Raw genomic sequence first — 14,033 nt, forward strand, 5'->3', positions numbered from 1 at the left:
GTGGATTGGTATAAACCCACGATGACCGATACCGCCGCCATTTCCAACACCGCACCTGCAGCCCTCGTCCGCGCACTGGAAGAGCGCGCCTTCAACGCCTGGCCCGCGCACCAGACGGTGTTTCACCGGGGCTGGGTGTTCCGGCTGTCGGGCGGGTACACCAAGCGTGCCAACTCGGTCAACGCGCTGGTGCCCGGCGCGCCGTTCGACGGCGTGCGCGAGGCGGCGGCGGCGCTGTATGCGCGGCATGGCTTGCCCGCCGTGTTCCGCATCTCCCCCCTCGCCCCGGCCGAGGCGGACCAGGAGCTGGCGGACGCGGGCTACCAGCACTTTGACCCCTCGCTGGTCCTGCACCGGCAGCTGGCGCTGGGCGCGGTGCCCCGGCCTGATGGCAGCACCGTGGTCAGCACTTCGCCATCCCCCGCGTGGCTGGAAGGTTTTGCGGCGGCCAACGGCGTGGCGCCGCACCACCGCAATCTGCACCGCAGCATCCTCGACGCCATAGCCCACCCGGTGGGCTATGCGCTGCAACACGACGCCCAGGGCCATGCCGTGGGCTTTGGCCTGGCGGTGCTGGAGCGCGGCGCGGTGGGCCTGTACGACCTGGCCGTGGCGCCCGAACACCGGGGCGGCGGACGCGGGCGCGCGCTGGTGCAGGCCCTGCTGCACTGGGGCGCCGAGGCCGGGGCCACCAGCGCCTACCTGCAGGTGCGGGCGCAGAACACGCCGGCGCTGCGGCTGTATGAATCGATGGGGTTCAAGACGGCCTACGGCTACCACTACCGGGTGCCGGGCTGAGGTTGACTTCTGCACCTCTCCCACAGGGTGCGAGGGGCCCGGGACCAGCGCAGAAGCCCACGCGGTGCCTCCCCGCGTGGTTTTGAAGCCAAACAGGCCGCAAGCGCTAGTGAATCATGCCCCAGCAGCTATTGATTCAATAGCAAACCATCCACCACTCAACGGTGGCTCAGCTTGCGCACTGCCCAGTCGCCCAGGCTTTGCACGGCCTGCACAAAGAAGATCAGCACCAGCACCACGGCCAACATGATCTCGGGTAGAAAGCGCTGGTAGCCGTAGCGGATGCCCAGGTCGCCCAGGCCGCCGCCGCCAATGGCACCCGCCATGGCCGAGTAGCCCGTCAGGCTCACGAACGTGATGGTCAGGCCCGCCACAATGCCGGGCAGCGCCTCGGGCAGCAGCACCTTCCAGACGATCTGGCTGGTGGTGGCGCCCATGGCCTGCGCGGCTTCGACCAGGCCGTGGTCCACCTCGCGCAGCGCGGCCTCGACCAGGCGGGCCACAAACGGGGCGGCGGCAATGGTCAGTGGCACCACGGCGGCAGCCGTGCCGATGGACGAGCCGGTGATGAGCCGCGTGAACGGGATGATGGCCACCAGCAGGATGATGAAGGGCGTGGACCGCACGGCGTTGACCAGCCAGCCCACCAGCTTGTTGACGGGGCCGTTCTCCAGCACACCGCCGTCATCGGTGAGGCGCAGGAATACACCGAGCGGCACCCCCAGCAAGCCGCCCACCAGGCCGGAGATGCCGACCATGATGAGCGTCTCCCACAGCGACGAAGCAAACAGATCCAGCATGGCTGGCGTGAAGTTGTTGAACATGATGTGCGCTCCCTCTTAACCGGCCACGGCCACTTCTTCCACTTCGACACCGCCCGCGCGCAGGTGCGCCACGGCGCCGCGCACGCTGTCGGCCTCACCGCTGGCGTACACGGCCAGCGAGCCAAAGGTTTCGTCCTGGATCTCGTCCACCTGGCCGTGCAGGATGCTCATGTCCACCCCAAACTGGCGGATCAGCTGCGACAGGATGGGCTGGTAGGCGCTGTCACCCGCGTAAGACAGGCGCAGCAGCTGGCCGGTTCGTCCTGCGCTCAGCTGGCCTGCGAGCTTGCGCACATGGTCCAGCACGCTGGCGGGCAGCTCTTGCGGCAGGATCTCGTCGATCAGGCTCTTGGTGATGGCCTGTTGCGGGCGGGTGAACACGTCCAGCACCCGGCCCTGCTCCACGATGCGGCCGGCTTCGATCACGGCCACGCGGTCGGCCACCTGCTTGATGACCTGCATCTGGTGCGTGATGAGTACCACCGTCAGGCCCAGCTCGCGGTTGACCTGGCGCAGCAGGTCGAGGATGGAGCGCGTGGTCTCCGGGTCTAGCGCCGAGGTGGCTTCGTCAGACAGCAGCACCTTGGGGCGGCTGGCCAGCGCACGCGCAATGCCCACGCGCTGCTTCTGCCCGCCGCTGATCTGCGCCGGATAGCGGTCGGCCAGGTGGGCCAGGCCCACCAGCTCCAGCAGCGGGTTCACACGCGCACGGATGGCGGCCTTGTCCATGCCCGCCAGCTCCAGCGGCAGCGCGGCGTTGTCAAACACGGTGCGCGACGACAGCAGGTTGAAGTGCTGGAACACCATGCCAATCTCGCGGCGCGCCTCGCGCAGTTGTGCGTTGTTCAGCTGGGTCAGGTCTTGCCCGCCCACGATGACCTGGCCCGTGGTGGGCCGGTTGAGCAGGTTGATCACCCGCACCAGCGAGCTTTTGCCCGCGCCGCTCTTGCCGATGATGCCGAACACTTCGCCCGGCTGGATGGTGAGGTCGATGCCCTTGAGCGCCTCGACCGGGCCTTGTAGGCCCTGGTAGGTTTGGGTGATACCCCGGAGTTCGATCATGAAATGCAGCGGCGGCGCCCCACCCAAAATCCGTCAGGCCTTGGCGCACCGTGTCTAGAAAAGAAAGGTGCGGACTGTATCGACGAATCGTAAGAACACAAACTATCAAATAAGCGAGTGTTTAGACGACCTGGTTATAAAGAACAACCCCATCAATCACTATGCTACGAATTAGATAGCAATTAACCTATGCAGCACAGTCATCCGGCAGTAATTCCTGCAATAACCACTTGCATGCAGACGAGCCTGTTTGCAAACAGTCTGGGGCCGAAGGCCGATCAGAGCCACAGAGAGTCAGCGCTTAGAGCGGCTGCCCCATGACCGCGTGCACTTTGCGCACCAAGGTTTGCGCGTCAAACGGTTTGACCAACAATTCCATGTGCTCCCCTAGAAACTGGGGCTTCATGGCGGCCTGCTCCGCATAGCCAGTCATCAAGATGATCTTGATCCCCGGGAACTTCTCGCGCGCATAGTCCGCCACCTGACGACCGTTGGGACCGGGCAGACCGACATCCGACACCAGCAAATCAAAATGCAGAACGCCCGACAGCAAAGCCATCGCGGCACTGCCACTGGAAGCTTCCATCACCTGGAAACCCATATCTCGCATTAACTCCACCGCCAAAGCACGAACGATTTCATCGTCCTCCACCACCAGGGCCGAGTCGGGGCGACGGGGTCCCGACAGGTTGGTCTCAGGCTCTGGAACATCGGTCTGCGGCGCATGCACCGAGCGCGCGAAATATAGCGACACGGAAGTGCCCTGGCCTTTGGCACTTTCCAGGATGGCGATCCCCCCTGACTGCCGCATGAACCCATAGATCATCGACAGCCCGAGGCCCGTTCCCTGCCCCATCGGTTTGGTCGTGAAAAACGGATCGAATGCTCTTGCGATCACATCGTCCGTCATACCGGTGCCGGTATCACGCACAACCACCCGGACATATTCCCCCAGCTCCAGCCCGGGCACAGACACATCATCCGCGCGCCCCACACGTACATTGGCCGCCGAAATATGCAACGAGCCTCCGCCAGGCATGGCGTCGCGGGCGTTGATTGCCAGGTTGACCACGGCGCTCTCGAACTGGTTGGCGTCCGTCAGCGCAGGCCACAGGTCATCAGGCAAATCCATGTGCAGCGCAATGTTCTCGCCGCATGTGGTTTTGAGCATGGAAGCAAGGCCCGTCAGCGATTCGCCCAGGTCAACAGATCGTGAATCCAGCGGCTGTCGGCGCGAGAACGCCAACAAGCGCTGCGTCAGCGCCGCTGCTCGACGTGCAGCAGCCAGCCCAGACTCGATGTAGCGGTCCACCTCTTCATGGCGGCCTTGCGCCATACGCTGACGGATGATCTGCAGGGGCAGCATGATCCCTTGCAGCATGTTGTTGAAGTCGTGGGCAATACCACCTGTCAGCTGACCCACAGCCTCCATCTTCTGGCTCTGGCGCAACAGATCCTCAGCGTTGCGCAGTGCCTCTTCGCGCTGGTGCTCCTCTGTGGTGTCGCGACCCACGGCCTGTATGAAGCCGTCGCTCGGCACCGCGGTCCAGGCGATCCACCGCTCTCCGCCATCGCGGTGCCGACAGCGCGCCACAAGTTGCCTCCGGGTCGGCTCAGTGGCAAGCAGGTCGATGATTGCCGACACCTGCAAGAAATCATTCACATGCGCAAACGAAGCAAAAGGCTGACCCAGGGTTTCTTCCTCCGACCACCCCAGCGTGGCAGTCCAGGCCGGGTTCACGGCGGTGATGGTCCCGTCATAACGCGCCACAAGCAGCACGTCTTCGGACTGTTGCCACAGCCGGTTGCGATCGGCTGTGCGCTGCGCTACCTGCTGCTCCAGCGACACAGCAGCCTCTCGCCACTGGCGCAGCGCCAGGAACTTGCTGGTCGTCTCTACGACCGTGTCGAGCATGCCTCTCACGGTGCCCAACTCGTCGCGCAGCGGGCTGTAGCAAAAGGTGAAATATGCCAATTCGGGGTGCCCGAACCGATTGATCTCCAGCTCCAAGTCTTCGATGAAGGTCGCCTCCCCGGCGTACGCTTTGTCCACCAGCGGCTTCAGTGCAGGCCAGACTTCGCTCCAAACCACCGACAGCGGACGCCCCAATGCCTCTGGCTTTGCACCCAACATGGGACGGTAGGCGTCGTTGTACAACATGGTGTGCTCTGGCCCCCAGGTCATGCACGCTGGAAAACGCGAAGACAACATCGTCTCCACCGCAAAACAGAGCGCTTGCGGCCAGTTTCCAATGGGGCCCAGCGGGGTGTTTTCCCAGTCATGGTTGCGCACCTTGGCGCTCATGGCGCCCTCCGCACGTGGAAACTCCCGCGGTGTGGACAGGGATTGGGTCATGGTGATGGGCAGCACGATGGTGAGTGAGCCCCGCGAAGCCTCCACGGGCTCATCGGGTACTGCGCGCACAGTTGCCCTGTGTGGCCCTGGCTGCGCATGAGATGAGCACAGAGTCTACAGGTGAAAGTCGCGATGAAATCGCCGAAAACATGAGGCGCCTTCACGCACAGAAACGCGCCTTGGCCTTGCAGCAAAAACTACGCCGCCGACACCGGCGATCTCCCCTGCACCTTGCGCGACACCAGCGCGCCCAGCACCAGCACCCCCAGCGCCGCCACCGAGAACACGGGCGCAATCCAGCCCCGGTCCACACTGGCCGCCACCAGCAGCACGCCCAACGACTGCCCCAGGAACAGCAGGCACGCAAACAGCGTGACCGCCGTGCCCCGGGCCTCGGGCGCCATCTGCGTGGCCTGCACCTGCAGCGTGTTGTGCAGCATGTAAAACCCCACCCCGGCAAAGAAGCAGCCCAGCACCCCCCAGGCCGCCACCGGCCCCCAGGCCAGCAGCAACAGCCCGGCGGCGATCAGCGACGCACCCACCAGCGCCAGGCCCCGCTCACCCAGCAGCGCCAGCCAGCGGCGCGCCAGCAGGCTGTAGATGAGCCCACCCAAGCCATACAGCACCATCACCCCACCAGCGGCCGAGGCCGACAGCCCAAACCCGTCCACCATGCGCGCGGGCACAAAGGCCAGCGTGCCAAAGGCCAGCGCGCCCTCCACCGCCACCACGGTCAGCACCCAGCGCACGCGGGGCATGCGCAGCAGCGCGGCCGTGTTGGCCAGGTACGCCGACAGCGAAAACGCGGGTGGCACCGCACTGCCAGCCGCAGGCGCGGGCGTGCTGGCCGCCATGGCGCGGGACTGCCGCCACAGCAGGCTGGCAGCCGTCAAAAACAGCAGCGACAGCACCACAAACGCAGCCCGCCAGCCCAGCGCCTCCACCGCAAAGCCGCCAAACCACTGCCCGGCCATCATCCCCGACACCGTGGCCACCATCAGCTGCGCCAGGGTCTCCTGCCGCTGCTCGTACGGCACGTTGTCGCCAATCCACGCCATCGACAGCGGGATGATGCCGGCTGCCGACGCCCCCATGGCCGCACGCGCCGCCACCAGCACCGGCAGCGTGGGCGCCAGCGCCGTCACGCCGCTGAACAGCGCACAGGCAAACGTGGCGCCAATCACCACGCGCACCTTGCCCAGCCGGTCGCCCAGCGGGCCATAGAACAACTGCAGCACGCCATAAGACACGGCAAACGCGGCAATGACGGCCGAAGCATCGCCCGTGGTGACAGAAAACTCGCGTGCCAGAGACACCAGCATCGGGTCGCACACACGCATGGAGGCCATGCTGCAAAAGGCTGCCAGGCTGATCACCCGCAGCATCGTCGAAGAAGAGGTCATATGACCCGATTGTGGTGCGGCTGGCGTCGGGCCGCTGTCACAACAAGGCAAGCACCCTGGCGGCTGAAGGTTGGGCGCGCTGCACACCGCCTGTTGCGAGCCTGTTGCGATTCAGAGCGGCTCACAAAACTCAGCGAAGCGGTTCTGGCTAGGCGCTGTGTCGCAGGCAGTACGAGCAGTACGACAAGACACAGCAACGACGCCAGAAGAGTTTTGTTAGCCGCTCTTATTGCGTGGCAAGCGCGGCTCCAGCACTTACCATCGGTCCCTGATTTCCACCAAGGAGCACCCTCCCATGAGCATGAACAAGCGCAACTTCGTCGCCGCCGGCATGGGCCTGGCAGGCCTGTGGACTGCCGCGGGCAGCAGCCACGCCGCCACGCCGGCCAAGGCCCCCAGCGGCCCCACGCTGCTCACCATCAGCGGCGCCATCACCCAGTCCAACCGTGGCGCGCTCGATGCCACCATCGACCAGATGATGGGTAAACACGGCATCCAGTTTGACAAGGCCTTCGCGCTGGACGCCGCCGCCCTGGCGCGCATGCCCGCCGTCACCATCAAGCCCACGCTCGAATACGACAGCAAGCCCCACACGCTCAAGGGCCCCCTGCTCACCACCGTGCTGGCCGCCGCCGGTGTGGCCGCTGGCAGCCCCGTGCAACTGGGCCTGCGCGCGGTGGACGGCTACAACGTCAACATCAGCATGGCCGACGCCCAGGCCTACCGCATGATCGTCGCCACCCACATCGACGGCCAACCCATGGCCCTGGGCGGCCTGGGCCCGCAGTGGGCCGTGTACGACGCCGACGTGCTGCCCGCCTTCAAGGACAAGCCAGTGAAGGAACGCTTTGGCCTGTGCCCCTGGGGGCTGTACCACATTGAGGTGAAGAAGGCCTGAGCGGACGCGTGTCATTTCCCACCTGCTTCAACTGCCGCGCCAGCGTCCCGCCAGGTACATCCAGGTGCCTCCGATGCGGCCGGTGGGCAGGCGGCAGTCCTTCCGCGTCGCGAGATGACCTCAGCCCCAGGGAAGCGGGCTGGGGTCTGCCTCCCTATGTTCTGGAAAGCGCTTCATTTCGCTGGACGTCGCTGCTGGCCCCTTTGTGGGTGCCGCCTTTGGTGATGATCTGGCTTGGGGCCCCTCCCCCGGCAGTGGCCGCCATACTGGCTCTGTTCATCTTCATCCCCGGGCTGTATGTCATCACCAACCTGCCACGCTACTCGCGGTGGGCCAAACTGGTCGCCTCGCTTGGCTATGTGGCGCTGTCTGGCCCCTTGGGTCTAGCTTGCCTGGTTTGGATGGACCGCTTGCTGCAAAAAGCGTAACCCTTGCCTTGCGCGGATTTCGCTCTCATTTGTATAGCTGCCAGCACATGATTTACTAGCGCTAAAGCCATATTTCTCCCCAAATCAGCCCCAGCGCAGCCCCATGCGCACCGCCAGCGCCGCCAGCGACCCCGCAGTGGCCAAGCCCACCACCCCCAACCAGCCCCACTGCGCCAGCGCCAGGCTGCCCAGCGCCGCCCCGGCCGACATGCCGATGAACATGCCGGTGAACAGCAGCGCATTGAGCCGGCTGCGCGCCGCAGGGTCGATGCCGTACACGATGGTCTGGTGCGCCACCAGCGTGGCCTGCACGCCAAAGTCAAAGCCAATCGCGCTGACCACAATCAAGCCCAGTTGGGCCTGCGCAGGCAGCAGCGGCGCCAGCGCCATCACCGCAAACGACACGGCGGCCAGCCCCGCGCCATAGCGCGTCACCACCTCGGGCCCGCGCTTGTCGGCCAGGCGCCCGGCCAGTGGGGCAGCCAGTGCACCCGCAGCCCCGGCCAGGCCAAACGTACCTGCCGCTGCCGTGCCCAGGTTGAACTGGCTGTGCAACATCACCGCCAGCGTGGACCAGAACGCGCTGAAGCCCACGGCCAGCAGACCCTGCGCCCAGGCCGCACGGCGCAGCGCTGCGTGCTGGCGCCACAGCGCCACCATCGAGCCGATCAGCGCGCCATAGCCCATCTGCGTGGTGGGCGCAAAGCGCGGCAGCCCGCGCCACACCGCCACCGTCAGCAGCGCAATGGCCACCGCCGCCGCCACATACACCGTGCGCCAGCCCCACTGCTGCGCCACAAAGCCGCTGACCACACGCGACAGCAAAATGCCCAGCAGCAGCCCCGTCATCACCGTACCCACCATGCGCCCGCGCTGTGCGGCCGGGGCCAGCGTGGCGGCGGCGGGCACTACGTCTTGCGCCACCGTGGCCGCCAAGCCCACGGCCAGGCTGGCCGCCAGCAGCGCACCCATGCCGGGCGCCAGGCCGCTCAGCAGTAGGGCCAGCATCAGCGCGATGGACTTGATGACAATGATGCGGCGCCGGTCAAACCGGTCGCCCAGCGGCGCCAGCAGCAAGATGCCCAGCGCATACCCCAGCTGCGTTAGCGTGGGCACCAGCCCCACCACGCGGCTGTCGGCCTGCATGTCGGGCCCCAGCACGCCCAGCATGGGCTGGCTGTAGTACAGCGAGGCCACGCTCAGCCCCGCCGTGGTCGCCAGCAGCAATAAGAGCGGCGCACTCACCGCCCCCTCCGCAGGCGGCGCCACCGGGGCCAGCCCCGCTGCACCACTTGCATGCACATTTTGAATGGAAGACATCACAACACCATCGGTTAAAAAGGAATGGTGCGATTGTTCTGGCCCGCCGCCGTGCTGGGTAGTAGGCTGAATTGCAGATTCGTTATACGCTTGGCGTATGACCAACACCCTGCCAGCCTTGCAACCCGGCGCCGACCGCATCGAGCTGATGCAGACCTTTGTCCGCATCGTCGAAGCCGGCAGCCTGTCTGCCGCCGCCCAGCAACTGGGCACCAGCCAGCCCACCGTCAGCCGCCGCCTGCAGGCGCTGGAGCGCAGCCTGGGCATCAAGCTGCTGCAGCGCTCCACCCATGTGATGAAGCTGACGGAAGACGGCGACCGCTGCTTTGCCCACGCCAAGGCCCTGCTGGAAGACTGGCGCGCCATGGAGGACGACCTGCGCGGCACGGCCGACACCCCGCGCGGCACCCTGCGCGTGCTGGCGCCGCACGCCTTTGGGCAAGACCAGTTCATCGCCCCGCTGATGGCTTACCTGCGCCGCTACCCCGAGGTGGACGTGGAATGGATGCTGCACGACCGCCGCCCCAACTTCATCGCCGAAGGCATCGACTGCGCCATCCAGGTCGGCGCGGTGGACGACCCCAGCGTGGTCGCAATGCGCCTGGCCGAAGTGCCCCGCATCGTTCTAGCCGCCCCCGCCCTGATGGCCGGGCGCCCCACACCCCAGCACGCGCAAGACCTGCAAGCCCTGCCTTGGCTGGCCCTGAGCACCTTCTACCGCCGCGAGGTCACGCTGACCCAAGAGCCCGGCGGCGAAGCCCACACCTTCGGCATCACCCCTCGTTTGGCCACCGACAGCCTGTACGCCCTGCGCAGCGCCGCCCTGGCGGGATTGGGGGCGTGCATTTCATCGGCGTGGATCGTGGACAACGATGTGCGGCAAGGGAAGCTGCTGCATCTGGTGCCCAACTGGCATGCGGCGCCGCTGCCGGTGTATTTGGTGTACCCGTATGCGCGGTTTTATCCGGCCAGGTTGCGGTTGTTTTTGGAGGCGATGCGAGGGGCGATGCCGGGGTTGGTGGGGATGCGGGCTGTGGGGTGAGGTTTGGGGCCAGTGATGAGAAACGACAACAAGTGGGCGCATGCGGATACCCTGTTATGGGTACCGCCAACTCTGGGACCCGATCACATGTGCCGGCCAGGCGAACGAGCAAACAATTGCCTCACAATGGCCCAAGTGATTCCTCGGATGCAAAATGACAGCACTTCACTTTGTGTTCTCCAATACGTACGTTTTACCATGCGCACCAATAGTGATTTCGTTCAATAATTTGAATTTTTAAGAAAGAAATATATGGCTTCGCTGAAAAAAGTTGCAATGAAAAATATTCAAATGCCCTGTCTTCCAACCAAATTTGGAGAAATCCCGGCATACACTTTTGCGATTAAAGCAAAGTATCTTCTTGCAATTCACTATGTAGCCGTTCGGGGACAGGATCAGGAGGAAGGGGCCGTTCAGCGCCCACTCAGCACTCGTAGAATCAACGATATCAAGAATTATATTCTTGAAGGAAATACTTTTTTCAATTCGTTCATATTAAATTGGACAGATAAGAACTTTAAGCCGACTATTACCCAACAAAATATCACCATCCCACTTGCACCAGCTGCCGCGCAAGTTCTCGATGGGCAGCATCGACTCACAGGCCTGCAGGCCGCAATTGATGTCGATGCAAATATTGGTGAATCTGAACTTCTGGTTACGCTTTGTCTAGGATTAACAACAAAGGAAGCAGCCAAAATTTTCCTAAATATAAATACCGAACAAAGGCCTGTTCCAAAAAGCTTGGTGTTCGACCTATTCGGCGAAGTGGAGAGTGATGAGGATCATGCAATTAATCGAGCGACTGACTTAGCTAGATCGTTGAATGATGAAGCTGATTCCCCTCTTTATCGCCTTATTAAATTTCCCGGCTCCATGCGAGGACAAGGAAGTATTGAGTTGTCTACGTTTGTCTCAGCATTCAAGGACCACCTAAAGCCAAAGACGGGAACCTTTCACACCTATAAGCTTCGCGATTACGACAAGCAGCGAGCAGCCATTGCCAACTTCTTCTCGGCGATTCGTGATTTCTATTCAGACGCAGGGATTTGGGAAAGTACTGCGAAAAACCCGTTTACTCGTGCAGCGGGCTTCAATGGCGCCGTGGACTTTTTCTTTGAGTCGCTGATCAAAAGATGTGCAGAGAAGGGTTCATTTTCTATCCCAAGTATGAAGAGTCTTATTGGGCTTGATAAGGAAGGCCTTATTGGCTGGGATGAACTCAGGGGCAAAGATGGAAAAACACAAAGAAAATTGATCAAAGATCTACTAGAAAGCAACCTATTGAATTCCCTCCCCGATCATTCCGCCTATGAGTTCTGATAGATTCCAAGTACAGGTCGAAATAGAAAAAATAATCGGCTGCCCCGACCCTTCTCAGTTAGCACTCAAGAGGGCGTATTTTAAAGGGGAGATCGGTAAGATATCGATTTCTGACAGTCAGCTCTCAACCTTGATAACGGCGGCTAAGGCGGACGCGTCTGGCACATTATTTAAAGCGCTCCTCAGCATTGTGGAAGGGCTGGAGGGACTAACCCGAGGCGGGCATTCTTGGGCGGTTGTAAAACTTTATTATTCTGTGTTCTACCTGCTACGAAGTAGGATGATGGCAATGGGTCACATTTTTTTTAAATGTACAGGGACTATTTATTCAGTAGAGTTAAAAAAGAGTGCTGTACCCATTGAGAGAAGCAAGGGTAAGTTTTCCGGAAGCGATGTCAGGGGTGACCATAAAACAATCTTAGCTACCTACATAGCTCATCTTGGCACTCACGACATCCTATTGACCAACAAAATTGGGGCCGAAAGCGTATTTGAGTGGATGATGAACGCCCGCGAAGATGTCCACTATCGAAAGCCAGCATTTTCGGAGCCAGAATTAGGATTATTTTACGAAGATTTAATTACAGCAGATGGACTGGCACTTTGGATAAAAAGATACCTAAGTGATCCTCAACAAATCCACTGCTTTCTGGCGGAGCATTGCTGCTTAGCAACACCTTTAGTATTGGCACGCGCTACGCTCAACGACCATCTCACTCAGTTTACAGATCCACCTCTAACAGTTGATCAAGGGCAACATTTAAACGCCAAACTTGCCGGAATTTTCCAGAATGAAACCGAACTTCATACACTAATCAAATCCGCAACAATGACTGCTGCTGCATAAGCCTTGACAGAAGACTAACAACGAAGCCGCTATTTTTGGCAAAACACCAAAATAATCAATGTTAATTATTATTAAAAATAAAAATACTCTATCGACAAATGTCGCACCCAATCAGTGGCAACTTTGGCAGCATCCTTTATTCTTGAGTAATTCAGCCGCACAAAATAAGCGTTAAATTTCGAGCATCAACCCCGGCGACGCCCATGCCGCAGATCGGCAGATAATGACCAGCTCTCACTCATTCGACCGCCGTTAAGGGTTTCGTAAATACCATTCGCCGGTGGTTTTTAAAGCACATCTACCGTTAGACCCTACAAACCGCAAGCCGCCCAATACGCTCAGTCGCCACCGCCACATGGCGCACCAACTCGGCCTTGCACACACTGAACCCCGCGCTGAATCCGTCCTCATCCTCCACCCGGAGAACAAACACCTGAGCAATCTCAAGCGCCTCTTTCCAAGCCGCCGCGCTGACCTGCTCCCCCACCGTCAGTTCCAGCGTCCGATCCGGCAAGCCCCCCCCCGCTGTGGGAGCAAACGCCATGGGCGTCATGTCATACGCAGGCGCCAGCTCATAAGGCCTGCGCCCCTCAGACAAGCACGACAGGTTGCCGCTGTGCATGTCGGTGTTGCCGATCAGGGTGCCAAACGCCCACAGCAGGCAGGCCGTGTCAAAGGCCTGGGGGGTGATGACCCCGGACTTCAGCAACGCCCTGGCGATCACCGGCCAGCTACCGCCGCTGCCGACAAACTCGGCGTCCAGCGCGGCAAAGGAATGCAGCGCCCTGCGCCCACGCGCGCCCAGCCGGTCAAACCGCTGTACCTCCAGAAAGCGTTGGGTGCCGTGCGTCCAGGTCATCGACTGCGCGGCAGGCACGCCATGCTCGCTCAGCACTTGCAGGGCGATGTGTTCGGCCAGCAGCAGGTCGCGCCAGCGGGCGCTGACGGGGGTGTCGAGTTCGGCGGTGAACTTGACCATCACATGTGCGGCGGTGCCGTCGGCCTGCTCTGCATAGGCGGTGAACTTGGGCTGCTCGCCAGCGGCTGACGAGCCCGCCACTTCGCCGCGCGCGGCCTTTTCAGCCAGTTGGGCGTAGGCGGGCAGCTTTTGCGCCGCTGCAATGGGCACCGGGTCGGGCGCGTTGACGAACTGGTCGCGCGCGGTGGGGCCGATGAGCAGGTTGCCGGGCATGTCGTCGCCCTGGTCCAGGATGGCGCGCAGCGCGTGGGTGTCGCTCCAGTCGCCCAGCCGCTCGGGCAGGCCCAGGCGCTGGCCGTGCCGCTGGCAGTACGCCCGCCCCAGGTAGCCCTGCGGGCGCATGTCAAAAATCCACCACGGCAGGCCGTCGCTGTGTTGCCGGGCCCCGCCCGCTTCGACCATCACAAAGCCCTGCGGGCACACCGGGACGAGGGTGCCCAGGGTTTCCAGCGCGCCCTGGGGGGTGACGCGGTACACGGCGGCCTCCAGATCGGTGCGCTGGGGATCGCGGAGCGTGTATTGAATAGATCTTGCGGCGCCAAAAGGCACCACCTCGTCCCCCAGCGCGCTAAGCGCCCGCGAGATGGTGGGCTGGCTGACCTGCAGCGCCTGAGCCAGCGCCTGCGCCTTGGCGGGGCCGGGGCGCAGCAGGGGACGGATGGCGTTGGCGCAGGTCTGGGCGGCGGAGGGCATGGCCTAAGGATACGCCGATTGAATGGAAAAATGAATAGATAAAAGAATAGATAAAACGGG

At 62.3% G+C, this 14,033-nt stretch carries 11 protein-coding genes; 5 read left to right on the forward strand and 6 right to left on the reverse strand.

All coding sequences use genetic code 11. The annotated features are described in order from the left end of the window. Nucleotides 1–21 precede the first annotated feature (21 nt). Nucleotides 22–798: an N-acetyltransferase gene (locus tag DNK89_RS03500; protein WP_238990677.1), complete on the forward strand. Its 777-nt coding sequence runs from the start codon at nucleotides 22–24 to the stop codon at nucleotides 796–798. 158 nt (nucleotides 799–956) lie between these two features. On the opposite strand, the gene DNK89_RS03505 is transcribed toward DNK89_RS03500, so the two are convergent. The 4 genes from DNK89_RS03505 to DNK89_RS03520 all read right to left on the reverse strand — a co-directional run bounded on the left by DNK89_RS03505 (nucleotide 957) and on the right by DNK89_RS03520 (nucleotide 6,443). Next, a complete protein-coding gene (locus DNK89_RS03505; RefSeq protein ID WP_056067588.1) occupies nucleotides 957–1,622 on the reverse strand; it encodes a methionine ABC transporter permease in 666 nt (221 codons plus the stop codon). Nucleotides 1,623–1,637: 15 nt separating this feature from the next. Continuing rightward, complete coding sequence (locus tag DNK89_RS03510; RefSeq protein ID WP_110958908.1) at nucleotides 1,638–2,684, reverse strand: methionine ABC transporter ATP-binding protein; 1,047 nt, start codon at nucleotides 2,682–2,684, stop codon at nucleotides 1,638–1,640. 301 nt (nucleotides 2,685–2,985) lie between these two features. Continuing rightward, entirely contained in the window at nucleotides 2,986–5,040 is a 2,055-nt protein-coding gene (locus DNK89_RS03515; protein WP_238990678.1) for a response regulator, read from the reverse strand. Between the two features lie 197 nt (nucleotides 5,041–5,237). Further along, entirely contained in the window at nucleotides 5,238–6,443 is a 1,206-nt protein-coding gene (locus tag DNK89_RS03520) for an MFS transporter (RefSeq protein ID WP_238990679.1), read from the reverse strand. Between the two features lie 301 nt (nucleotides 6,444–6,744). On the opposite strand from DNK89_RS03520, the gene DNK89_RS03525 reads away from it, so the two are divergent. Further along, complete coding sequence (locus tag DNK89_RS03525; protein ID WP_110959182.1) at nucleotides 6,745–7,341, forward strand: molybdopterin-dependent oxidoreductase; 597 nt, start codon at nucleotides 6,745–6,747, stop codon at nucleotides 7,339–7,341. 512 nt (nucleotides 7,342–7,853) lie between these two features. Here DNK89_RS03525 and DNK89_RS03535 read toward each other — a convergent pair. After that, complete coding sequence (locus DNK89_RS03535; protein ID WP_110958910.1) at nucleotides 7,854–9,089, reverse strand: MFS transporter; 1,236 nt, start codon at nucleotides 9,087–9,089, stop codon at nucleotides 7,854–7,856. Between the two features lie 97 nt (nucleotides 9,090–9,186). Here DNK89_RS03535 and DNK89_RS03540 point away from each other — a divergent pair, with 97 nt between their 5' ends. From DNK89_RS03540 to DNK89_RS24165, 3 genes are all read left to right on the forward strand, one after another. Beyond that, nucleotides 9,187–10,131: a LysR family transcriptional regulator gene (locus tag DNK89_RS03540; protein WP_110958911.1), complete on the forward strand. Its 945-nt coding sequence runs from the start codon at nucleotides 9,187–9,189 to the stop codon at nucleotides 10,129–10,131. Nucleotides 10,132–10,383: 252 nt separating this feature from the next. Next, a complete protein-coding gene (locus tag DNK89_RS03545) occupies nucleotides 10,384–11,454 on the forward strand; it encodes a DGQHR domain-containing protein (RefSeq protein ID WP_203422180.1) in 1,071 nt (356 codons plus the stop codon). Next, the gene (locus DNK89_RS24165) at nucleotides 11,444–12,301 is read left to right on the forward strand and encodes a hypothetical protein (protein ID WP_153064239.1); all 858 of its coding nucleotides are present in this window, start codon (nucleotides 11,444–11,446) and stop codon (nucleotides 12,299–12,301) included. The genes DNK89_RS03545 and DNK89_RS24165 overlap by 11 nt, the downstream gene beginning before the upstream one ends. 304 nt (nucleotides 12,302–12,605) lie before the next feature. On the opposite strand, the gene yjjJ is transcribed toward DNK89_RS24165, so the two are convergent. Continuing rightward, nucleotides 12,606–13,973: a type II toxin-antitoxin system HipA family toxin YjjJ gene (gene yjjJ, locus DNK89_RS03550; protein WP_110958913.1), complete on the reverse strand. Its 1,368-nt coding sequence runs from the start codon at nucleotides 13,971–13,973 to the stop codon at nucleotides 12,606–12,608. Nucleotides 13,974–14,033 lie beyond the last annotated feature (60 nt).

The sequence above is a fragment of the Acidovorax sp. ST3 genome (assembly GCF_003231145.1).
Lineage (GTDB): Bacteria > Pseudomonadota > Gammaproteobacteria > Burkholderiales > Burkholderiaceae_C > Acidovorax.

Excerpts from the sequence above, each read along its gene's own strand:
- DNK89_RS03540 (WP_110958911.1), top strand. The coding sequence starts at position 9,187 with ATGACCAACACCCTGCCAGCCTTGCAACCCGGCGCCGACCGCATCGAG.
- DNK89_RS24165 (WP_153064239.1), top strand. The coding sequence starts at position 11,444 with ATGAGTTCTGATAGATTCCAAGTACAGGTCGAAATAGAAAAAATAATC.
- DNK89_RS03545 (WP_203422180.1), top strand. The coding sequence starts at position 10,384 with ATGGCTTCGCTGAAAAAAGTTGCAATGAAAAATATTCAAATGCCCTGT.
- DNK89_RS03520 (WP_238990679.1), bottom strand. The coding sequence starts at position 6,443 with ATGACCTCTTCTTCGACGATGCTGCGGGTGATCAGCCTGGCAGCCTTT.
- DNK89_RS03500 (WP_238990677.1), top strand. The coding sequence starts at position 22 with ATGACCGATACCGCCGCCATTTCCAACACCGCACCTGCAGCCCTCGTC.
- DNK89_RS03515 (WP_238990678.1), bottom strand. The coding sequence starts at position 5,040 with ATGACCCAATCCCTGTCCACACCGCGGGAGTTTCCACGTGCGGAGGGC.
- yjjJ (WP_110958913.1), bottom strand. The coding sequence starts at position 13,973 with ATGCCCTCCGCCGCCCAGACCTGCGCCAACGCCATCCGTCCCCTGCTG.
- DNK89_RS03535 (WP_110958910.1), bottom strand. The coding sequence starts at position 9,089 with ATGTCTTCCATTCAAAATGTGCATGCAAGTGGTGCAGCGGGGCTGGCC.
- DNK89_RS03510 (WP_110958908.1), bottom strand. The coding sequence starts at position 2,684 with ATGATCGAACTCCGGGGTATCACCCAAACCTACCAGGGCCTACAAGGC.
- DNK89_RS03505 (WP_056067588.1), bottom strand. The coding sequence starts at position 1,622 with ATGTTCAACAACTTCACGCCAGCCATGCTGGATCTGTTTGCTTCGTCG.
- DNK89_RS03525 (WP_110959182.1), top strand. The coding sequence starts at position 6,745 with ATGAACAAGCGCAACTTCGTCGCCGCCGGCATGGGCCTGGCAGGCCTG.